The organism is Nocardioides sp. S5-5, from assembly GCF_054954065.1.
In genome coordinates this window covers 3,296,555-3,317,427 of record NZ_CP199913.1, presented here as the reverse complement: position 1 = coordinate 3,317,427, position 20,873 = coordinate 3,296,555, and the positions used below count along the sequence as shown (strand labels likewise).

The window sequence follows — 20,873 nt, the reverse complement described above, 5'->3', positions numbered from 1 at the left end:
CGAGTCGTGTCAATGACGACGCTGCCCTCCTCGCAGGGGGCCGACCGGGACCGCATCTTCGAGCAGGCCGCCGCGGCGGCCGGACCCGCGAAGGGATCAGGGGCGCCACCCCGTGAGGCACTGCCCGCCCTGCTGCCGGCCTACTACCGGCACGTGGCGACCGAGGAGCTCGCGGCCCGCGGCGACCTCGACGTGTACGGCGCCTTCGCCTCCCACCACCATCTCGCGCTCGAGCGGCGGCCGGGCCAGGCCAAGATCCGGGTCTACACGCCGACGGTGGCCGAGAACGGCTGGTCGGCGGGCGGCCACTCCGTGGTCGAGGTCGTCGTCGACGACATGCCCTTCCTCGTCGACTCGGTGGCGATGGAGCTGGGTCGGGGCCTCCACGACGTCCGCACCGTCGTCCACCCGACCTTCGACGTGTGCCGCGACGCGTCCGGGCGCCTGCTGTCGGCGGAGCCCGTCTCGTCCGGCTCGACCGCGCCCGCCGACGGCGCGGTTCGCGAGTCCTGGATGCACGTCGAGATCGGCCGGCTCAGCGGCGAGGGCGATGACACTCCGGAGCAGGTCGTCGCCGACTGCCGCCGGGTGCTCGGCGACGTGCGGGCGTCGGTCCAGGACTGGCCGGGGATGCAGGAGCGGGTCGCCGAGATCGTGGCCGGCCTCGCGTCCGACCCGCCGCCGCTGCCCGCAGAGGAGGTCCGGCAGGCTGCCGCGCTCCTCGACTGGCTGGCCGACGAGCACTTCACCTTCCTCGGCTACCGCGAGTACGTCCTCGACCGGGTCCCCGTCGACGCGGCCGACGGCGGCCGGGAGGGCCTTGAGGACGACGTGCTGCGGCCGGTGCCCGGCAGCGGCCTCGGCATCTTGCGCGAGCACCCCTCCGAGGGCGACACGTCGGTCGCGTTCAGCAAGCTGCCGGACGCGGTCAAGGCCAAGGCCCGCGAGAAGCGGCTGCTGGTCCTGGCGAAGGCCAACTCGCGCTCCACGATCCACCGCCCGGCGTACCTCGACTACGTCGGCGTGAAGACCTTCGGCCCCGACGGCGAGGTCGTGGGGGAGCGCCGCTTCCTCGGCCTGCTGTCCAGCGCCGCCTACACCGAGTCGCTGCTGCGCATCCCGCTGCTGCGGGAGAAGGTCGACGAGGTCCTCATGCGCAGCGGGTACGACGCCCGCAGCCACGACGGCGCCGCGTTGCTCGACACCCTCGAGACCTATCCGCGCGACGAGCTGTTCCACACGCCGGTCGACGAGCTCGGCCCCATCGTGGAGGCCGCGATGCAGGCCCGCGAGCGTCGTGCCGTGCGCCTGTTCATCCGCCGCGACACCTACGCCCGCTACCTGTCGGTGCTCGTCTACCTGCCGCGCGACCGCTACAACACCGGTGTCCGGCACCGCTTCGTCGAGATCCTCACCGAGCAGATCGGCAAGGGCCGGATCGGTCCCGACGCGGTCGAGTTCAACGTCAGCATCAACGAGTCGACGACCGCGCGGGTCCACTTCGTCGTCCACCTGCCCAAGGGTGAGCTGATCCCCGACGACATCGACACCGCCGACCTCGAGCGGCGCCTGGTCGAGGCGTCCCGCTCCTGGCAGGAGGACTTCCTCCAGGCCGTGATCGCGGAGTACGGCGAGGAGGTCGGCGCGCTGCTCGGTCGCCGCTACCTCGACGCCTTCCCCGAGGCCTACAAGGAGGACTTCACCCCGCGCACCGCCGCGGTCGACCTCGGCCGGATCGAGGGGATCCGCGGCGAGGACGGCCGCGACCAGTCCCTGTACGCCGAGGTCGACGCCGCCGACGGAGAGGCCCGGCTCAAGATGTTCCGGGTCGGGGAGCCGCTCTCGCTGAGCGCGGTGCTGCCGATGCTGGCCTCGATGGGCGTCGAGGTCGTCGACGAGCGTCCCTACGGCCTGACCGGCCTGGAGCGGGTCACCCACATCTACGACTTCGGCCTGCGCTACGGCGAGGCGCTGCCCGACCACGCCCGCGAGCTGTTCGCGGCGACGATGCGCGCGATGTGGGACGGCCACACCGAGGTCGACGGCTTCAACCGGCTGGTGCTGCGGGCCGAGCTGACCTGGCGCCAGGCGATGCTGCTGCGCGCCTACGCGAAGTACATGAAGCAGGGCAGCAGCCCGTTCGCCGTCGACTCCATCGAGCAGGCGCTGGTCGACAACGTCGACCTGGCCCAGCTGCTGGTGGCGCTCTTCGAGGTGCGCTTCGACCCCGCCGCCGAGCCGGATCGGTCGGCGCGCGAGGAGGCGCTGGTCGAGAAGGTGCGCGCGGCGCTCGACGACGTGGTCAGCCTCGACCACGACCGGATCCTGCGGTCCTACCTCACCCACATCCGCAGCACCCTGCGCACCAACTACTTCCAAAGCGACGACGGCGTCCCCAAGTCGTACCTGTCGCTCAAGCTGGAGCCGTCGGCGATCCCGGACCTGCCGGAGCCGCGGCCCCGGTTCGAGATCTTCGTGTACTCGCCGCGCGTCGAGGGGGTCCACCTCCGCTTCGGCGCGGTCGCCCGCGGCGGCCTGCGCTGGTCGGACCGGCGCGACGACTTCCGCACCGAGATCCTGGGCCTGGTCAAGGCGCAGATGGTCAAGAACACCGTGATCGTGCCGGTGGGCGCGAAGGGCGGGTTCTACGCCAAGCAGCTGCCCGACGCGAGCGACCGCGAGGCCTGGCTGGCCGAGGGCGTGGCCTGCTACACCACGTTCATCCGCGGCCTGCTCGACGTCACCGACAACCTGGTCGCCGGTGAGACGGTGCCGCCGCCGGACGTCGTGCGCCACGACGCCGACGACTCCTACCTCGTCGTGGCCGCCGACAAGGGCACCGCGACCTTCTCCGACATCGCCAACGGCGTCGCCAAGGACTACGGCTTCTGGCTGGGCGACGCCTTCGCCAGCGGCGGCTCGGTGGGCTACGACCACAAGGCGATGGGCATCACCGCGAAGGGCGCCTGGGTGTCGGTACGACGGCACTTCCGCGAGATGGGGATCGACTGCCAGAGCGAGGACATCACCGTCGTCGGCATCGGTGACATGTCCGGCGACGTGTTCGGCAACGGGATGCTGTGCTCCGAGCACATCCGGCTGGTGGCCGCGTTCGACCACCGCGACATCTTCCTCGACCCGGAGCCCGATGCCGCGGCCTCCTTCGCCGAGCGGAAGCGGCTCTTCGAGCTGCCCCGGTCGAGCTGGCAGGACTACGACCGGTCGCTGATCTCGGAGGGTGGTGGTGTGTTCTCGCGCAGCGCGAAGTCGATCCCGATCAACAACCGCATCCGCGCGGCCCTCGGCATCGTCGGCCACGTCGAGCAGATGACCCCGGCCGAGCTGATGCACGCGATCCTGCTCGCGCCGGCGGACCTGCTCTGGAACGGCGGCATCGGCACCTACGTCAAGGCCTCGACCGAGACCCACGCCGAGGCGGGGGACAAGTCGAACGACGCGATCCGTGTCGACGGTGCACAGGTGCGTGCCCGCTGCGTGGGCGAGGGCGGCAACCTCGGCTTCACCCAGCGGGGCCGGATCGAGTACGCCCTCGAGGGCGGCCGCATCAACACCGACTTCATCGACAACTCGGCCGGCGTCGACACCTCCGACCACGAGGTGAACCTCAAGATCCTGCTGGACCGGGTGGTCGCCGACGGCGACCTCACCGGCAAGCAGCGCAACGAGCTGCTGGCGTCGATGACCGACGAGGTCGCCGAGCTGGTGCTGCGCGACAACTACGACCAGAACCTCGCCCTCGCCAACGCCGCCAAGAACGCCGGCTCGCTGCTGCACGTCCACGAGCAGTGGATGCGCGACCTGGAGGCGCAGGGGCTGCTCGACCGCGAGCTGGAGGACCTGCCCTCCCGCCAGGAGGTGGCTCGCAGGATCGAGGCCGGAGGCACGCTCACCCAGCCCGAGCTGTCGGTGCTGATGGCCTACACCAAGATCGTGCTCGCCGAGGAGCTGCTGGCCTCCGACCTGTTCGACGACCCCTACCTGGTGGTGGACCTCGAGTCCTACTTCCCCGAGCGGGTCCAGGCGGCGTACCCGGAGCAGATCGCGACCCACCCGCTGCGGCGGGAGATCATCGTGACCCAGGTCGTCAACTTCCTGGTCAACGGCGCCGGCATGACGTACTGGCCGCGCCTGGCCGGCGAGACCAGGGCCAGTGCCGTCGAGCTCACCCGCGCCAACTTCGTGGCCCGCGAGATCTTCGGCTCCCTCGGCCTGCGGCGTGAGCTGGAGCAGTACGACAACGTCCTCGACGCGGCCGTGCAGACCCGGATGCGGGTCGAGATGCGCACCCTGGTCGAGCGGGCCTCGCGCTGGCTGGTCACCAACCGGCGGCCTCCGCTCGACAGCCAGGGCAACGTCGAGTTCTTCGCGGCGCCCGTCCAGGCGACCATGCTCGAGCTGCCTCGGCTGCTGACCGGGGCCGAGCTCGCGTCGTACGAGGCCCGGCGCGCGTCGCTGGTCAACCAGGACGTCCCCGAGGACCTCGCCGGCCGGGTCGCGTCGTTCGACGTCGCCTACACGCTGCTCAACGTCGTCGAGATCGCCGAGCGCCACGAGCTGCCGCCGGCGGAGGTGGCGCGGGTCCACTTCGCCCTGGGGGAGCGGCTCGGTCTGTCCGTGCTGCAGCGTCGCATCGTCGACCTGCCGCGGGCCGACCAGTGGCAGACCATGGCTCGCGCCGCCCTGCGCGACGACCTGCACGCCGTCCACGCCCAGCTCACCGCCGAGGTGCTCGCGGCCACCGGCGACCTCGACGGCGTCGACGACCCGGCCGAGGCGGCGACCCGCCGGGTCGCCGCGTGGGAGGCCGCGGCCGGTGGGGTGGTCGACAAGGCGATCGGCGCGCTGGCGGCGGTCTGCTCCGACGAGCCGGCCGACATCGCGAAGGTCTCCGTCGGGCTGCGGGTGGTGCGAGGTTTGCTGGCCTGAGCCCGGGTTAGGGTCATCAGGGATGACTGCCATCCACGTGACCGGACTGACCAAGCGGTATGGCGACCTGGTCGCCGTCGACGCCGTGAGCCTCGATGTCGCCGAGGGGGAGTTCGTCGGGGTGCTCGGACCCAACGGCGCCGGCAAGACCACGCTCCTGGAGATGGTCGAGGGCCTGCGCCAGCCGGATGCCGGCGGGGTCGAGGTGCTCGGCGAGCCGGTGTGGCCGCGCAACCCGCGGCTGCAGCCCCGCATCGGCGTCCAGCTCCAGGCCTCGTCGTTCTTCGAGCGGCTCACGGCCCGCGAGCAGATCCGCACCTTCGCCAGCCTGTACGGCGTCGGGCGGGCCACCGCCGACGAGTGGCTCGAACGCGTCGGGCTCACCGACAAGGCCGAGACCCGCGTCGAGAACCTCTCCGGAGGTCAGGCCCAGCGCCTGTCCATCGCCTGCGCCCTGGTGCATGACCCGGAGCTGGTGTTCCTCGACGAGCCGACCGCGGCCCTGGACCCCCAGGCCCGGCGCAACCTGTGGGACCTGCTCTCCTCGATCAACGACAGCGGCCGCACGGTCGTGCTGACCACGCACTACATGGACGAGGCCGAGGTGCTCTGCGACCGGGTCGCGGTCATGGACCACGGCCGGATCCTGCAGTTCGACACCCCGGCGGCGCTGGTCCGGGGCCTGGACGCGCCGGCCCGGATCCGGGTCGCGCCCGGCGCCCTCGATGCCGAGGACGCGGCCGCCATCGACGGCGTCCTCGAGACCGACGAGGGCGTCGACGGGGTGGTGCTGGTGACCCGGGATCCGGGCACCGTGCTCGGCACCCTCGCCGCCTCCCAGCGGCTCGACGGCGTCCGGGTCCAGACCGGCACGCTGGAGGACGTCTTCCTGGCGCTGACCGGACGGGAGTACCGCGCATGAGCGCCCGGCAGCAGTCGCCGTTCTGGGCCCTCTCGCTGGCCATCCTGCGCGGCTTCGCCCGCGACAAGGCATCGGTCTTCTTCGCGGTGATCTTCCCGCTGATGTTCCTGGTCCTCTTCGGGGGGCTCTTCTCCGACCAGGACCAGTCCAAGGTCGACATGATCCAGGTCGGCGACGTCTCGTTGGTCCAGGAGCTGCCCGAGGGAGCCCGGGGGGCCTTCGAGGACACCTTCGAGGTGACCCACAGCGACGACCTCGAGGACGCGCTCGAGCAGGTGCGCAAGGGGGACGCCGACGTCGCGCTGGAGCAGCGCGGCGACGAGCTGGTCGCGCACTACACCCAGGCCGAGCAGGTCAAGGCCGCCGTCACCCAGGGCACGCTGCGTGCCTTCGTCGACGGCACCAATGTCGCGCTCAGCGGCACGCCGCCGAAGTTCACGCTGGTGACCGAGCGGGTCGAGGACGAGTCCCTGACCACCATCCAGTTCGTCACGCCCGGCCTGATGGGGTGGGCGATCGCGATGAGCGCCGCCTTCGGCGCCGCGGCCACGCTGCAGGGCTGGCGGCAGTCCAAGCTGCTGCGCCGGCTCCAGCTGGCCCCGGTCGGCACGGGCACGGTCGTGGCCGCCCGGATCGCCGTCACCCTGGCCATCGCGCTCGTCCAGTTCACGATCTTCATCGCCCTGGGGGCGGCGGCCTTCGGGCTCCAGCTGACCGGCTCGTGGTGGATGGCGCTGCCGCTGGTCGTCGTCGGCACGCTGTGCTTCATGGCGCTGGGGCTGTTCGCCGGCGCGGTGGCGAAGACGGTCGAGGGGGCCGTCAACCTGGCCAACTTCCTGGTTCTGCCGATGGCCTTCCTCAGCGGCTCCTTCTTCCCGCTCGACGCTGCCCCGACCTGGCTGCGGCGGGTCTCGGACGTGCTGCCGCTCAAGCACCTCAACGAGGGGATGCTCGACGTCATGGTCCGCGGCCAGGGACCCGGCTCGGCCGTGGCGCCGCTGCTGATCCTGGCCGCCTTCGCGGTCGTGATCACCGGGCTCGCCGCCCGGCTGTTCCGCTGGGAGACCACCTGAGCACGGGCAAAAACCCCTAGGCTACGACGGTGCTCGACTTCGCCGTCCTCCTGGCCCTCCTGGCACTGATCATCGTCGTCGCCCGCCTCGCGGGATCGGCGGTGGCCAGGATCGGCATCCCGCCCGTCGTCGGGGAGATCGGCGCGGGCGTTCTGCTGGGCCCGAGCCTGCTCGGGATGCAGCTCAGCCAGGACCTCTTCCCGGTCGACCAGCGCGGGTTCCTCGACGTACTGGCCCGGGTCGGCCTGGTGCTGTTCATGTTCGTGGTGGGTCTCGAGCTCGACCTGTCGCTGGTCCGCGGTCGCGAGAAGGTCGCCGTCTCGGTGTCCCTCACCTCGATCGCGCTGCCGTTCGCGCTCGGCCTGGGACTGGCGCACCTGTTCGTCAGCAGCGGCGCCACCGAGGCGCTGAAGCCGGCCGACGCGGAGTTCTGGCCGTTCGCGCTGTTCATGGGCGCGGCGATGTCGATCACCGCGTTCCCGGTGCTCGCCCGGATCCTCACCGACCGGCGGATGCACCGCACCGAGACCGGTGGGCTGGCGCTCGCGTGCGCCGCGACCGACGACATCATCGCCTGGACCCTGCTGGCCGTCGTGCTCGCGATCGCCGGCGTCGACGCCGGTCACGGGCACCTGCCGGCGTGGGCCATCTACCTCGCCATCCCGTTCGTGCTGGTCGCCGTGTTCGTGGTCCGCCCCGCGCTGGCCGGCCTGACCCGCGCGTACCAGAGGGCCGGCGAGCTGACGCCGACCATCCTCTCGGTGGTGCTCGTGGGGATGCTGCTCTTCTCGGCCACCACCGAGGTGCTCGGCATCCACTACATCTTCGGCGCCTTCCTCTTCGGCGCGATCATCCCGCACGAGAACGCCGCCGCCCTGCGCCACGAGATCCTGGTCCGCCTGGAGCAGATCTCGGTGCTCCTGCTGCTGCCGGTGTTCTTCCTGCTCTCCGGCCTCAAGGTCGACATCCGCGGCCTCGGCGCCGAGCACATCGTGCCCCTGCTGGGGATCCTCGCGGTCGCCATCGTTGGCAAGTACGTCGGCGCGTACGTCGGCGCCCGGCTCCAGCAGGTCCCGCACTGGCAGGCCAGCGCCCTGGGCCTGCTGATGAACACCCGCGGCCTGACCGAGCTGATCATCCTCAACGTCGGCCTGGAGAAGGGCCTGCTCAGCCAGGAGCTGTTCACCATGATGGTGATCATGGCCCTGGTCACGACGGTGATGACCGGCCCGCTGCTGGGCGTCGTCTACCCGCGGCGCCGGGTGGCCCGCGACATCGCCGAGGCCGAGCGCGCCGCGCTGGGGGAGGAGGCCGTCGACCGGATCCTGGTGCTGGCCCGCGACGGCCAGGACAACCGGCTGCCGGTCGAGCTCGCCGTGGCCGCCCTGGCCGGCGCCCGCCCGGCCGAGATCGTGCTCGCCGACCTCACGCCGCAGGGCCGCCCGCTCGAGGTGGGCAGCGGCCTGTCGCTCGACCTCGCGGAGATGGCCGCGGCGATGGAGCGCCAGCAGGCGCTGGTCCACCTCGGTGACGAGCTCGGCGTCCCCGTCCGGGTCATCGCGCACCCCAGCGCCGACGTCGAGCAGGACCTGGTCGAGCTGGTCGGCGCGCTCGTGCCCCAGGGCCTGGTGGCCTGGTCCGACGATCCCGCGCTCGCCGCCGTCGTGGCCGCCAGCGAGTCGCCGGTCGCCGTCGTCGCCGCCGGTGCGACGCCCCCCGAGCGCGACGCCCCCGTGGTCGTCGACTGGACCGCCGGCTCGGACGGCGAGGCCGCGGTCGTCCTCGGTGCCCGGCTCGCCCTGGCCCGCGACACCACCCTCGCCCTGCGCGGCGACGGTGGCCGCCGCCAGGCCGCCGCCCGCTCCGCCCTCGAGGCGCGCGGAGTCCGCTTCGCCGACCCGGCCGCCGACGTGGGGCCGCTGGCCGCCGTACCCGTCGAGGTGGGGGCGCTCGACGGCGCCGCCGCCGTCCGGGTCCGCGCCGAGCTCGACGCCGCCCCCGTCGACTTCGCGGCCGTGCCGCTCGCCGCGGAGGCGGTTGTCTAGGGTCGGCCTACCAAGTGGTGTGACAATCAGCCGGTCGCGTTGCCCGCGTGGGTGTTGAACGCCAGGGTGCGGTGCCCGATCCGGACCCGGGTGCCCTGCACCAGCACCTGCTCGCTGCCCGGCGGCATCCGCACCCAGTCGGGCGTCTTCGGCAGGTGGACGTAGGTGCCGTTGGTCGAGTCGTTGTCGACCAGTACGACGTCCCAGCCGCGCAGCTCGAGTCGGGCGTGGACCCGCGAGACCTGGTTGGACTGGTCGATGATCGGCAGCGGCCGGAACTCGCCGGCGACGATCCGCTCGTCCGGGCCGGGGTCGCGGCCCAGCAGGTAGGGGATGTCCAGCTGGAACACCGCGCCGTCGTCGAGCACGATCACGCCCAGCGGGGGGCGCGGTCCGCTCACGAGCACCGGCGTCTGCTGGACCATGTTGATCCCGCAGATCCCGCAGAACAGCACCCGCGGGTCGTTGAAGTGCTGGTTCTTGCAGTAGACGCCGCGCACCTGCTCGTGGGCGTGGTCGTCGCGGACCTGGGCCGCGTCCTCGACGATCGGCAGCGGCTCGAAGTCGTCGAGGTCGTCGTCGACCTCGCTCATCAGCACGGACTGGAAGCTCACGTGCTCGTCGGCCGGGGCCGGCGGCAGCGGTCGGCCGGCGACCGGCGCCACGACGGGCTCGACCACGGGCTCGACCACCGGCGACACCACGGGCTCGACCACCGGCGCCGCGACCGGCTCGGCCACCGGCTCCGGGGCCCGGACCTGGGTCGCGGGCCGCAGGACCGGCTCGACCGGCGTACCGCCACCGGAGGGGACGAGGAACGAGCCGGCAGGAACGACCCCGCCGTCGAGCCGGTACGACGCCCCCGCGGCCGGGGCGGCGCCGCCGGTCAGCCAGGCGGAGACCGAGCCGACCGGCCACGGCAGCAGTCGCTCCACCCACGCCAGCGACTGCGCGCCGCTGATCTCCTCGCCGTCGACGCTCACCGTGACGTCGCCGTCGACGAACACCGCGAGCCCGGTGGTGTGCGGCGCGACCGCCGCGAAGCCGGGCGACGTCTCGACGGTGGTCGACAGCATCAGCGCGAACCCGCGGATCAGCTGGCGGCCCTGCCCGCCGTTGGCGGCGACCATCTCCGCGTGCTCGAGGTAGGGCCGCACGACGTCCGGGTCGTCGGAGCCGACGAGGAGCACGACCGGCCCGAACCGGGCCAGGGTGCCGCCGCCGGGGCCGGGCACCACCGTCGCCGCGGTCCAGTCGTCTGCCGAGGTGTGTGTCATGAGGCCGTGTCTCCCATTTCTCGGTGGATGCGCGGGTCGTCCAGTGCGTGCGATGGCAAGGCGCCGGCGCGAAGGCATGCTGGGCGCACGTCGAGCGTCGGCAACGCCGCCAGCGTGCGTGCTGGGCGGCCCGGGCGCCGCCAGGAAATGGGAGACACGGCCTACACGATCCTTCCACCGAAGAAGCGCCACCGGATGAACGGGACCCGCATCGGGCCGTTGGTCCAGACCCACACGACCAGCCAGATCACCGTGAAGTCGACGAAGAACGCCCAGAACGGCACGCCGTCGTACGGGTAGTCGATCCCGGGCACGAGCTCGAGGTCGAGCAGCAGCCAGACCAGCGCACCCTCGTTGAGCGCGGTGATCAGGCCGAACATGGTGGGCCAGTCCTTCTCCCACCGCAGCTGCTGGATGGCGTGGTAGACCAGCTCCCAGAGCACGCCGAGCACGAGCACCGCCGCGAGGATGAGGTACGTCGTGCGGTAGTCCGGGTCGCCGGGCAGGATCGGCGTCAGCACCAGCGTGATCAGGCCGCCGAACACGACGAGCATGAAGATCCGGGTCTGGATCCGGCCGTTGAGCGTGGGCAGCATCAGGCACGCACTCCTTCGGTCGTCGTCACGAGCCGGCTCACGGCGCGCTCCCCGCGAGCCACTTCCACCACTGCAGGGTGGAGCGCACCGGCCCGATCCGCTTGCAGAACCCGCGCTTGTTGAGGTCGCCGTAGATCTCCTGCGCCGCGACCTGCAGGCCCAAGAAGGTGTCGACGCCGGGGAAGTAGCCGCCGAGCGTGGTCGCGCCGGACGCGTACATCGCGCCGCCGCCGGACTGGGTGCCGATCAGCTCGAAGCTCCGATCGACGTTGAGCCGCCCGACCGGGTTGCGACTGGCGCCGCCGTGGTCGAGCAGGTCCTTGAGCAGCCGGTGCTCGGCGATGTCGGCCTCGAGGCCGGTGCAGTCGATGACGAAGTCGACCTCGAGCGGGACGACGCCCTGGGCGGTGCGGACCTGGTTGAGGATCCGCTCGCCGCTGGGCCGCATCTCGTCGACCGTGCCGACGACGCAGGAGTACCAGCCCTCGCGCCGGCCCTGCTTCATCTGCCGCTGCCAGCTCTTGCGGTACGGCGTGTTGGTGCCGCCCATCCGCTTGTACAGCTCGGCGCGCTGCTCGCCCTCGAGCCCGCGGATCTGGGCCTTCAGCTGGCCGCCCCACACCGACTTGGGGTAGTTGAAGCCCTGGTAGGCCCATCCGTCGCCGCCGCGACGGCGCATGGTGACCCGGGTGCGACCACCGCCGGGGCGCTGATCCTCCTCGTTGCCGTAGCCGTCGTTGGTGCCGTGGATGTAGGTCCGGAACAGATGCACGATCTTCGTCTGCGCGCCGTGCCTCTCCCGGTCGTCCATCAGCCGCTGCAGGATGCGCGAGGCCACGATGCCGCCGCCGCGCACCAGCACCGTCGACGGCGTCTGGACCAGCCGCTCGTAGACGTGCTCGTGGGCCTCGTAGGCGTTGACGATGTGGCGGTAGTCGTTGTTCTCGGTGCGGTAGCGCTGCAGCTCCGGCAGGAACTTCAGGCCGGGGTAGCCCACCGCCAGGTGGACGTACTGCGAGCGGAACGCCACCCGCTTGGTGGCCGAGGCGCCCTCGGGCGGCGTCAGGATCGTGAAGTAGCCGCCGCCGTACCGGCGCCGGACGATGCGCACCAGGCCCTTGACCAGCATCTCGTCGTACGCGATCCGCTTGGCCTCGCGCTCCAGCTGCTGGAAGACGTTGCCGGCCTTGGGCGTGTAGTAGTCCTCGAAGATCGGCTCGCTGAACAGCTGCCAGAGCACCTTGAGGTCGAAGTGCCGCACGCCCTCGGCGAAGCCGTACGACGGGAAGCCCCAGATGTTGTCGGGTCGCGACGCCGAGTCGGATCGGATCCGCTCGGGACGCGGGACCTGGGAGACCCGGGTGAGGTACTCGTAGGTCTGCCAGGGGAAGTCGAGCGTGCTGAGCACCCGCATCTGGGAGGTCGGCACGCCCGCGATGCGCAGGTAGTCGACGGTCACGAAGCTGCCGATGCCGCCGCCGATGGTCACGAACGGGACGTCCACGATCGGGATCCCCGCGGCCGCGACCATGTCGTCGGTCCAGAAGTCGGTCTGGAGCAGCTGGTCGTTCAGGTCGCCCGAGATCGGCTGGGCGGGCAGGTACGTCGACGGGTCGGTGGTCGGGACCACGGATGCCGCGGTGGGATCGATCAAGGTGCCTCCTCGGTCGTTGACGGCGTCCGGAACGCTACACCGCTTTACCCCTCCTGTGCCGCGAGAATCGCTGCTCTTCACCCGGGTCGGCGTGACATGCTGGACCCTGGCCGAGGCACCCGGCTGGACGACGAGGCTGGAGGATCCGCGTGCAGGGAATCGCTGACTACGAGTTCGTGCGCCCGCTGGGCGAGTCGAACTACGGCACCAACTACCTCGCCACGGCTCCCGCCAGGCTGGGCATCCCCGCCGGAGAGGTGGTGGTCAAGGTGATCGCCGGCCCCACCTCCGACGACGCCTTCCGCCGGGCGACGCGCGAGCTCAAGCACTTCAGCGTCGCCGACTCCGACCGGCTGGTCGCCGTCTACGACGCCGGACGGCAGGGTGGCGCCTTCTACTACGCCATGGAGTTCTTGCCACTCGGCTCGCTGGAGAGCCCGCAGGTCGAGATCGGCGCCGGCCAGCGGGTCGCCGCGGTCCGCGACGCCGCCCTGGCGGCCCACGCGCTCCACGAGCGCGGCATCGCCCACCGCGACATCAAGCCGGCCAACGTGCTGCTCGCCGAGGACGGCGGGCGGCTGGCCGACCTCGGGCTGTCCCAGCTGCTGTCCCCGGGCATGGTCACCACCGGGCTCGGGCAGATCGGCCTGGAGTTCACCGACCCCGCGATCATGCTCGGGGCCCAGGCCTCGCGGGCCAGCGACATCTGGTCGCTGGGCGCCACCTTGCACTTCGCGGTCACCGGCGCCGGCGTCTACGGCGAGCTCCGCGACACCGAGCCGCTGCTGCTGGTGCGCTCGATCCTCGCCTCCCAGCCCGCCCTCGCCGCGGACCTGCCGCCGGTCGCCCGCGACCTGGTCGAGGCCTGCCTGGCCACCGATGTCGCCGCCCGCCCGCGGACCGCCGCCGAGGTCGCCGACCGCATCTCCGGGCTCGTCGCCGACCTGGGGTCGGCGGTCTGAGCATGGAGCTGCACGAGGCCCTGCGCGAGCTGGTGGCCGAGCACGGTCCCGGCATCCTCGACGACGCCGCCGGCTTCCGAGGCGTCCTCGACGACGTCCTGGCCGAGGACCAGGCGAGCACCGGCGACATCAACCTGCTCGTCGACGCGGTCCGCTTCGGCGTGCTGAACCCACTGGGCGAGATGATCGACGGCGGCGCCGACCCCGGCCGCGCCGTCGAGGAGGCCGGGCTGCGCCTGGCTCGCGATCGCGGCGGCGACGACCAGGCCGCGTCCAGCTGGGCTGCCGCGGTGCTCGGGTACGCCGTCGGCAAGGTTCCCGTCGCCGTCGTGCTCCGCTACCGCTCCAGCCGTCCGGCCAGCGGGCAGCTGCCGCCCCCGACCGCCGCGCCCGCCCCCGTCGCGGCGCCGTACCAGTCGCCGCCGCCGACGGCCTGGCCACCGGCGCCGGCCGCGCCGACTCCGACGCCCGCCCCGACCCCGTACGCCGCGCCCGCGTCGTACCCCTCCGTGCCCGGCGGCTACGCGCCGCCGGCGAGCTATGCCGCGCCGGCGCCGCCGACGAGGCGCGGCGCCGGGATCTGGATCGCGGCCGCGGTCGCCGGCGTGGTGCTGGTCGGCGGCGGGGTCGCCGGCGCCGTCGCCCTGTCGGGAGGCGGCGACGACCCCGATCCGGGCAAGACCGAGTCCAGCGGCCCGAAGGAGCCCGCGGTCGACGTCAGCCCGGAGGCCCTCGACGAGCGCTACAGCACGCTGGCCAGCCAGATCTCGACCGGCACCTCCGACTGCAAGGCCGCCAAGCCCGGCGCGGGCGAGAGCGAGGTCGTGCAGTGCGCGGTCAGCACCGGCACCCTGCGCCTGGTCACCTACGCCGACGAGGCGGCGCTCACCGCGGCCCGCACCGCCCGCCTCGACTACCGCGCGGGCACGATGACCGCCGACAACGACGCCACCGCCCTCTACGAGTACGACCCCGAGCGGGGCGGCACCACCGACCCGGCCGTCGTCTACTGGGACAGCAAGGGCGCCAAGCAGTCCGCGCTCCTCGAGGGCGAGGGCACCGCCACCATCGACGCCGTCGTCGCCACCTTCACCAGCACCTCCCCGCGGGTCACCGAGCCGACCGCCCCGGCCCACCCCAAGCTGATCGAGTTCATCAAGATCAACATGGACGTCGCGAAATGCACCCGTGAGCGCACCTTCTTCACCGGGGAGACCGAGGAGAGCAGCTGCGACACCGACGAGAGCGGGATCATCGTCAGCGTCGGCCGCTACGCCACCCGCAAGGAGATGAAGGCCGACCGCAAGTACTACAAGAAGCAGTACCAGCAGGCCGGCTCCCAGGGCGGTGGCGGCACCTGGCGCTTCGGCGAGGGCCCGACCGAGGGCGGCTACTACGCCTACCTCGACAGCTCCGGCGACACCGCGACGCTCTACTGGGACTGGGATGCCGACGACTGCTACTGCTACGGCGTCGCCCGCAACTTCGACGGCGACCTCGCCAAGCTCGAGTCCTGGTGGCCCTCGGACGGCTGAGGGCCCCGGATGGTCGAGGAGGTCGCGCGGCGACCTCGCTTGCTTCGTGGCGCAGGCTCAGCCGTCGGCGGCCTCCGGCACCGGGACAGTGTCGGCGAGGTCCGGCCGGTCGGTCCCGGCGACGTCGCGGCGGACCAGCAGTGCCATCGTGGTGTCGTCGCCGCCGATGAGCGCCGGCTCGGCCAGCCACTCGGGCAGCTGCTCGCGCACCCAGCCCAGACCACGTGCCCGGGCGAACTCGAGCAGCTGCTCGCCGGTCTGGCGCCACCACCCGTCGGCGTCGACCCGGGAGCGGCCGAAGCCGTCGGTGCACAAGAAGACCAGCGCGACGTCGCGCTCGTGTACGTCGAGCACCGCGCTCCGCAGTGCGTCGAGGGGGCGCGGCTGGCACAGCGAGCTGGTGTGCAGGCCGTCGAGGTCGGGATCCTCGGGCAGTGGCCGGGACGCGGTGCCGTCGCCGGACACCAGCACGGTGTCGCCGTCGCCGATCTGGAGGAAGAGCATCAGGCCGTCGACGGCCGCGGCGGCGAGCACGGTCGTGCCGTAGGGGCGCAGGGCGTCCTCGCCGGCGCCGAGCTCCAGCTCCGCGTCCGTGAACGGGTGCGCCTCGGCGTGGTGGCGGACCTTGGCGGTCCAGGTGTCGACGAGTCCGGCCGCCGCGCCGCGCAGCAGGTCCCCGGCGGCGTCGCGGTCGTCACGGGCAGCCGCCACGCCCGGCAGGATCCGGCGCAGCTCCTCGATCGCGCTCACCACCGCGAGCGCCGCACCGGTGTCGCTGCGGAAGTGCAGCTTGTGGCCGTGCCCGTCGGCGACGGCGACCACGGTCTGACCGGGCTCCGCGGAGCTCCAGGTGTGGACCGCGTCCTGGATCGGCAGCCGGTCGCGGACGTGGACCGAGCCGATCGTCGTACCCGACAGCGCCGTCCACACCGGATCGGCGTCCGGCCGGTCCGTCATCCCAGGGTGCTCCAGATCGGGTCGCCGATCGGGCTCGGCGGAACCGCGGTCACGCCGGAGCCGGGACCGACGACGGGCCGTGAGGCGACCTTGCTGGCCGCCTTGGACGCCCAGACGATGTACTCGACGAGCTGCTCGGGGTTGTCGGCCCGCAGCAGCGGCACCTCCTCGTCGCCGATGAAGCGGCGCAGCGAGTGCATGTCGGCGTCGCGGCCCACGCCCAGTGCCAGCCGTACGGCGGTGGCCCCCCACCGGTTGTTGAGCAGCGCCTGCAGCCCCTCGGCGAAGGTGACGCCGCTGCTCTGCGTGGGCCGGCCGTCGGAGACCAGGATGATCGCGGGCGGGAACGCGCTGTTGGACTCGTCGAGGTGGTCGAGCGCGCCGGCGAGGGTCTGCAGGGCGCTGCCGAGCTCGGTGAAGCCGCGCGGCACCGCCTCGAGCCGTCTCCAGTGGATCTGGTCGACCGGGGTCGGCTCCTCGATGACCCACTGCGGCTCGTTGGCGAAGGCCAGCACCCGCACCAGCATCTCGGCATGGGGGTTGGCCCGTGCCTCGTCCTTGAGGTGGGGCAGGACCTCGGTGATCGCGTTGTTGAGCGCCTGGATGCGACCGCCGCGCAGCATCGAGCCCGACACGTCGAGCACGAAGATGAAGTGCAGCGGCTTGCGCGCCAGCGCGCCGCCGAGCCGATCGCTCATCGCTTGCCCTCCTTCTGGCGCCGGCTTCCACCGGGGCGTCGGGTTTCAACCATTCCCGTTCTGTCGAGGTTATAGCCTGTCACGGGTCAACGAACGCGATAACGGAGGTCGGGCACACCCATGGTGCTGGCAGAGGGCGTCGAGGTCGACCTCGGGCCGTTGGGGCGCGCCCGGGTCACGTCGCTGCTCGGCCAGGGCGGCCAGGGCTACGTGTTCGAGGTGCGCCGCGACTCCGGTGAGCCCTTGGCGCTCAAGTGGTACAAGCCCGAGAGCGCCACTGCCCAGCAGTACGACGAGATGCAGCAGCTCGTCGAGATCGGCTCACCGCACCAGCGGTTCCTGTGGCCGCTGAGCATGGCGCGGGTCGGCACCGAGCCGAGCTTCGGCTACGTCATGCATCTGCGACACCCTCGCTACCTCGAGCTCAGCTACCTGCTCCTCAACGCCGACCGCGACGGCAGGCCGCTCGACGTCTCCTTCGCCTCGATCATCGAGCTGTGCCGCCAGCTCAGCTACAGCTTCCTGCGGCTGCACGCCCGCGGCCTGTGCTACCGCGACATCTCCTTCGGCAACGTCTTCTTCGACCCGGGCAACGGCGACGTGCTGATCTGCGACAACGACAACGTCGGCATCGACAACGGCACCGGCCGGGTGCTCGGCACGCCGTACTTCATGGCGCCCGAGGTGGTCCGCGACACGACCTACCGCACGCTGCCCAACACCGACACCGACCGCCACTCGCTGGCCGTGCTGCTGTTCTACTCGCTCCTGCTCGGCCACCCGCTCGAGGGCGCGCGCACCGATGCCGGCATGCGTGACGCGCACTGGCTGATGACCCACTTCGGCACCGACCCGCTGTTCTGCATGCACCCCACGCGCGCCGAGAACCGGCCGGCGCAGATCGTGCAGCAGTACTGGAGCATCTACCCGCAGTTCCTGCGCGACCTGTTCGTCCAGGCGTTCGTCGACGGCATGGACAACCCCGGCGCCCGGGTCACCGAGGGCCAGTGGATCAAGGCGCTCGACCGGCTCCGCGACGGGATGCTGGCCTGCCCGACCTGCGGCACGACCAACTTCTGGAGCCCCGGCGAGGACAGCGTGACCTGCTGGCAGGACCGCACCCAGGTGCGCCCGCCGTACCTGCTCCACGTCGGGCGGCGCGTCCTCGCCGTCGGCCCGCAGACCACGCTGCGCTCGGACCACCTGACCTCCGGCGTCGACCACCCGCAGGTGCTCGGTCAGGTCCGCCGCCACCCCGACGCACCCGATCGCTGGGGGCTCCACAACGCCTCCGACTTCTCCTGGCCGGTCGCCTACCCGGGCGGCCAGAGCTTCCTGCTCGAGCCGGACCGCACCATCGAGCTGGTCGAGGGCGCCCGGATCCAGCTCCGCAACGCCACGGTGCAGGTACGCCGGCCGGTGCCGAACGGGCAGGGGTGAGCGTCGTGTCCGCACTCGTGGTCGAGGTCGAGGGCCGGGTCCTGCGCCTCGAGGGCAAGGCGTCCTACCGGATCGGGCGCGCCATCGAGGCCGACGTCGTGCTCACCGCCGGCTCGGTCTCGCGCCAGCACGCCGAGCTCCAGGTGACGGAGTACGGCTGGGTGCTGGTCGACGACGGCAGCCAGTTCGGCACCTATGTCGACGACGAGCGGGTCACCGAGTACCCGATCGAGCGCCGGATCGCGGTGCGCTGTGGCCCGCCCGCCCCCGGCTCCACGCTCGCGATCATCCCCGCCGAGGAGTACGACCTCGCCGCGGCCACCCCCGTCGCGCCCGCTCCGCCGCCGCTCGCCTCCGCGGGGCCGCCCGCGCCGTCGTACGTCGTCGACGAGGCGACCCGGCCGCCGTACCCGGTCGCGCCGCCGCCCCTGCCCCCGTCGCAGCCCCCGTCGACGCCGCCCGCCACCCCGCCCGCCACCCCGCCGCTGGGCACGCCGATGCCCCCGCCCGCGTGGGCGCCGCCGGCCGCGGGCGCCCGCCCCGCTGCGGCACCAGGCCCGCCGCCGGCGATCTCCGGCAACGACGCCACGCAGATCCTCGCCATGCAGCGGCCGGCCGGCGCGCCCGGCGCCGGCCCCGCACCGCGCACCGGCCCCGACCTGCTGCTGGTCGCCGAGGGCCGCGAGCACCGGTTCCGCCACCCGACCTCGATCACCGTCGGCCGGCGCAGCGACTGCACCGTCGTCATCGGGGACCCGTCCTGCTCGCGCGTCCACGGCCGGATCGACCCGCTGCCGGGCGGCTGGACGTACACCAACCTGTCCAACGAGGGCACCTTCCGCGATGGTCGCCGGGTCGCCACGACCCGCTTCGACGAGCGGCTCGGGTTGCGCCTCGGGCACCCGGTCGCGGGGCCCGAGCTCACCTTGGTGCCGATCCTGTCGGCGGCCGAGGAGGAGCGGCGGATCGCCCGTCGCCGGCTCGGGAGGCGCCTGGCGATCCTCGGCGGCATCGCCGCCGTGCTGCTGCTGGTCGCCGGTGCCGTCGGCGTGGCGTTCCTGGTCGGCCGCGACGAGCCGGCGAAGCCGCGGGGCGGCCACACCGACGTGCTGGAGGCCGCGAAGGCCGCCACGGTCAAGATCACCGCCGACAGCCACCTGGTCGACGACCCGTCCAACACCGGCACCTACCACGGCTCCGGCTCGATCATCCGCTCCGACGGCCTGATCCTGACCAACGCCCACGTCGCGGCGCCCGAGTCGCCCGGCCTGGCGGAGAAGTACGGCGACGAGGTCCGTATCGCCGACCCCGACTACCTGCTCATCTCGCTGACCGACGGCATGACCGACACCAACGCCCCGGCCGCCTACCGCGCCCGCGTGGTCGAGGCCGACGGCAGCCTCGACGTCGCGGTCGTCCAGATCTACGCCGACGAGAACGGCGGGCCGATCGACGGCAGACTCGACCTCCCGACGGTCCCGATCGGCAGCTCCGACGACCTGCGTGCCGGCGACAGCGTCACCGTGCTGGGCTTCCCCGCCGTCGCCGGCGACGGCGAGTCGATCACGGTCACCACCGGCGTCATCTCCACGGTCCTCAACGACCCCGACCTCGGCCCGCGCTCCGAGCTCGACACCGACGCCCGGATCGCCCCCGGCAACTCCGGCGGCATGGCGATCAACGAGGACGGCCAGCTGATCGGCATCCCGACGTCGCTGTTCGCCGCTGAGGGCAGCACGATCACCAGCGGCCGGATCCGGTCGATCGACGTGGTCAAGGACCTGATCGACAAGGCCGAGGCCGAGACGGACCACTAGGCGCGACGGGACACTAGCTGGCCTTCTTCTTGGGCGCGGCCTTCTTCGCCGCCGTCTTCTTGGCCGCGGTCTTCTTCGCCGGAGCCTTCTTCGCGGCAGCGGTCTTCTTGGCGGCAGCGGTCTTCTTGGCCGGTGCCTTCTCCTCGGTCTCGCCACGCGAGGACTTCGCCGCCTCGACCGAGCGCTGCAGGGCGGCGAGCAGGTCGACCACCTCGCCGCCGGTCTTGGCCGAGGTCTCGGTGCGCTGCACCTCGCCGCCCTCGATCTTGGCCTGGACCACGGACAGCACCGCGTCGGCGTAGTCGTCCTCGAACTCGGTCGGGTCGAAGTCGCCGGAGAGGGTCTCGACGAGCATGTGCGCCATCTTCACCTCGGCGTCCTTGACCTCGCCGGTCTCGACGCTGAAGTCCGGCTTGCGGATCTCGTCGGGCCACATCATGGTCTGCAGCACGATCACGTCCTCGCGCACCCGCAGCACCGCGGTGGAGACCCGCTGGCGCAGCGCGACGGTCACGACCGCCATCCGGTCGGCGTCGATCAGCGCCTGTCGCAGCAGCGCGTACGGCTTGGCGCCGGTGCCCTCGGGCTCGAGGTAGTAGGACTTCTCGAACAGCAGGGGGTCGATCTGGTCGCTCGGCACGAACTTCTCGACCGCGATCTCGCGCGAGGAGGTCGTGGGCAGGTTGACCAGGTCGTCCTCGGTGAGGATGACCATCTCGCCGTCCTCGGTCTCGTACCCCTTCGCGATGTCGGAGTACGGCACCTCCTCGCCGTCGATGGCGCAGATCCGCTGGTACTTGATCCGGCCGCCGTCCTTGGCGTGGACCTGACGGAACGACACGTCGTGGCTCTCGGTCGCGCTGTAGAGCTTGACCGGCACACTGACGAGGCCGAAGGACACGGCCCCCTTCCAGATCGCACGCATGGGGCGAGCCTACGCGGTCCTGACA

Annotated in this window: 14 protein-coding genes; 8 read left to right on the top strand and 6 right to left on the bottom strand. The window is 72.1% G+C overall.

Features of this window, described 5'->3' with window-relative positions; genetic code table 11:
- The first annotated feature begins 12 nt into the window (after positions 1-12).
- Genes ACUP6Y_RS15720 through ACUP6Y_RS15705 form a run of 4 tightly spaced genes read left to right on the top strand, consistent with a single transcriptional unit; the run spans position 13 to position 8,987 of the window.
- Complete coding sequence (locus ACUP6Y_RS15720; RefSeq protein WP_462551694.1) at positions 13-4,947, top strand: NAD-glutamate dehydrogenase; 4,935 nt, start codon at positions 13-15, stop codon at positions 4,945-4,947.
- A gap of 22 nt (positions 4,948-4,969) precedes the next feature.
- Positions 4,970-5,869: an ABC transporter ATP-binding protein gene (locus tag ACUP6Y_RS15715; protein WP_462551693.1), complete on the top strand. Its 900-nt coding sequence runs from the start codon at positions 4,970-4,972 to the stop codon at positions 5,867-5,869.
- On the top strand, positions 5,866-6,942 hold the full coding sequence (locus ACUP6Y_RS15710) for an ABC transporter permease (RefSeq protein WP_462551692.1): 1,077 nt from the start codon (positions 5,866-5,868) through the stop codon (positions 6,940-6,942). The genes ACUP6Y_RS15715 and ACUP6Y_RS15710 overlap by 4 nt, the downstream gene beginning before the upstream one ends.
- Before the next feature lie 29 nt (positions 6,943-6,971).
- The gene (locus ACUP6Y_RS15705; protein ID WP_462551691.1) at positions 6,972-8,987 is read left to right on the top strand and encodes a cation:proton antiporter; all 2,016 of its coding nucleotides are present in this window, start codon (positions 6,972-6,974) and stop codon (positions 8,985-8,987) included.
- Positions 8,988-9,013: 26 nt separating this feature from the next.
- On the opposite strand, the gene ACUP6Y_RS15700 is transcribed toward ACUP6Y_RS15705, so the two are convergent.
- From ACUP6Y_RS15700 to ACUP6Y_RS15690, 3 genes are all read right to left on the bottom strand, one after another.
- Positions 9,014-10,264 carry an FHA domain-containing protein gene (locus ACUP6Y_RS15700; protein ID WP_462551690.1) on the bottom strand — a complete coding sequence of 417 codons (1,251 nt, stop codon included), beginning with the start codon at positions 10,262-10,264 and terminating at the stop codon, positions 9,014-9,016.
- Between the two features lie 161 nt (positions 10,265-10,425).
- A complete protein-coding gene (locus ACUP6Y_RS15695; protein WP_462551689.1) occupies positions 10,426-10,860 on the bottom strand; it encodes a hypothetical protein in 435 nt (144 codons plus the stop codon).
- Between the two features lie 37 nt (positions 10,861-10,897).
- Positions 10,898-12,514: a hypothetical protein gene (locus ACUP6Y_RS15690; RefSeq protein WP_462551688.1), complete on the bottom strand. Its 1,617-nt coding sequence runs from the start codon at positions 12,512-12,514 to the stop codon at positions 10,898-10,900.
- A gap of 149 nt (positions 12,515-12,663) precedes the next feature.
- Here ACUP6Y_RS15690 and ACUP6Y_RS15685 point away from each other — a divergent pair, with 149 nt between their 5' ends.
- Positions 12,664-13,476 (top strand): protein kinase domain-containing protein, encoded by an 813-nt coding sequence (locus tag ACUP6Y_RS15685; RefSeq protein ID WP_462551687.1) that lies wholly within the window; start codon positions 12,664-12,666, stop codon positions 13,474-13,476.
- A 2-nt stretch (positions 13,477-13,478) separates the two neighbouring features.
- Positions 13,479-15,011: a hypothetical protein gene (locus tag ACUP6Y_RS15680; protein ID WP_462551686.1), complete on the top strand. Its 1,533-nt coding sequence runs from the start codon at positions 13,479-13,481 to the stop codon at positions 15,009-15,011.
- Positions 15,012-15,068: 57 nt separating this feature from the next.
- Here ACUP6Y_RS15680 and ACUP6Y_RS15675 read toward each other — a convergent pair whose 3' ends face one another.
- Both ACUP6Y_RS15675 and ACUP6Y_RS15670 read right to left on the bottom strand, forming a co-directional pair.
- Positions 15,069-15,968 carry a protein phosphatase 2C domain-containing protein gene (locus tag ACUP6Y_RS15675; protein ID WP_462551685.1) on the bottom strand — a complete coding sequence of 300 codons (900 nt, stop codon included), beginning with the start codon at positions 15,966-15,968 and terminating at the stop codon, positions 15,069-15,071.
- Entirely contained in the window at positions 15,965-16,666 is a 702-nt protein-coding gene (locus ACUP6Y_RS15670) for a vWA domain-containing protein (RefSeq protein WP_462551684.1), read from the bottom strand. The genes ACUP6Y_RS15675 and ACUP6Y_RS15670 overlap by 4 nt, the downstream gene beginning before the upstream one ends.
- A gap of 120 nt (positions 16,667-16,786) precedes the next feature.
- Between ACUP6Y_RS15670 and ACUP6Y_RS15665 the strand changes: the two genes are divergently transcribed.
- Together ACUP6Y_RS15665 and ACUP6Y_RS15660 are read left to right on the top strand one after the other, a co-directional pair.
- Positions 16,787-18,106 carry a protein kinase domain-containing protein gene (locus ACUP6Y_RS15665; protein ID WP_462551683.1) on the top strand — a complete coding sequence of 440 codons (1,320 nt, stop codon included), beginning with the start codon at positions 16,787-16,789 and terminating at the stop codon, positions 18,104-18,106.
- Positions 18,107-18,111: 5 nt separating this feature from the next.
- Complete coding sequence (locus tag ACUP6Y_RS15660) at positions 18,112-19,923, top strand: FHA domain-containing protein (RefSeq protein ID WP_462551682.1); 1,812 nt, start codon at positions 18,112-18,114, stop codon at positions 19,921-19,923.
- Between the two features lie 13 nt (positions 19,924-19,936).
- Here ACUP6Y_RS15660 and ku read toward each other — a convergent pair whose 3' ends face one another.
- Entirely contained in the window at positions 19,937-20,848 is a 912-nt protein-coding gene (gene ku, locus ACUP6Y_RS15655) for a non-homologous end joining protein Ku (RefSeq protein ID WP_462551681.1), read from the bottom strand.
- Positions 20,849-20,873: the final 25 nt, after the last annotated feature.

Excerpts from the sequence above, each read along its gene's own strand:
- ku (WP_462551681.1), bottom strand. The coding sequence starts at position 20,848 with ATGCGTGCGATCTGGAAGGGGGCCGTGTCCTTCGGCCTCGTCAGTGTG.
- ACUP6Y_RS15665 (WP_462551683.1), top strand. The coding sequence starts at position 16,787 with ATGGTGCTGGCAGAGGGCGTCGAGGTCGACCTCGGGCCGTTGGGGCGC.
- ACUP6Y_RS15700 (WP_462551690.1), bottom strand. The coding sequence starts at position 10,264 with ATGACACACACCTCGGCAGACGACTGGACCGCGGCGACGGTGGTGCCC.
- ACUP6Y_RS15720 (WP_462551694.1), top strand. The coding sequence starts at position 13 with ATGACGACGCTGCCCTCCTCGCAGGGGGCCGACCGGGACCGCATCTTC.
- ACUP6Y_RS15680 (WP_462551686.1), top strand. The coding sequence starts at position 13,479 with ATGGAGCTGCACGAGGCCCTGCGCGAGCTGGTGGCCGAGCACGGTCCC.
- ACUP6Y_RS15695 (WP_462551689.1), bottom strand. The coding sequence starts at position 10,860 with ATGCTGCCCACGCTCAACGGCCGGATCCAGACCCGGATCTTCATGCTC.
- ACUP6Y_RS15670 (WP_462551684.1), bottom strand. The coding sequence starts at position 16,666 with ATGAGCGATCGGCTCGGCGGCGCGCTGGCGCGCAAGCCGCTGCACTTC.
- ACUP6Y_RS15710 (WP_462551692.1), top strand. The coding sequence starts at position 5,866 with ATGAGCGCCCGGCAGCAGTCGCCGTTCTGGGCCCTCTCGCTGGCCATC.
- ACUP6Y_RS15675 (WP_462551685.1), bottom strand. The coding sequence starts at position 15,968 with ATGACGGACCGGCCGGACGCCGATCCGGTGTGGACGGCGCTGTCGGGT.
- ACUP6Y_RS15715 (WP_462551693.1), top strand. The coding sequence starts at position 4,970 with ATGACTGCCATCCACGTGACCGGACTGACCAAGCGGTATGGCGACCTG.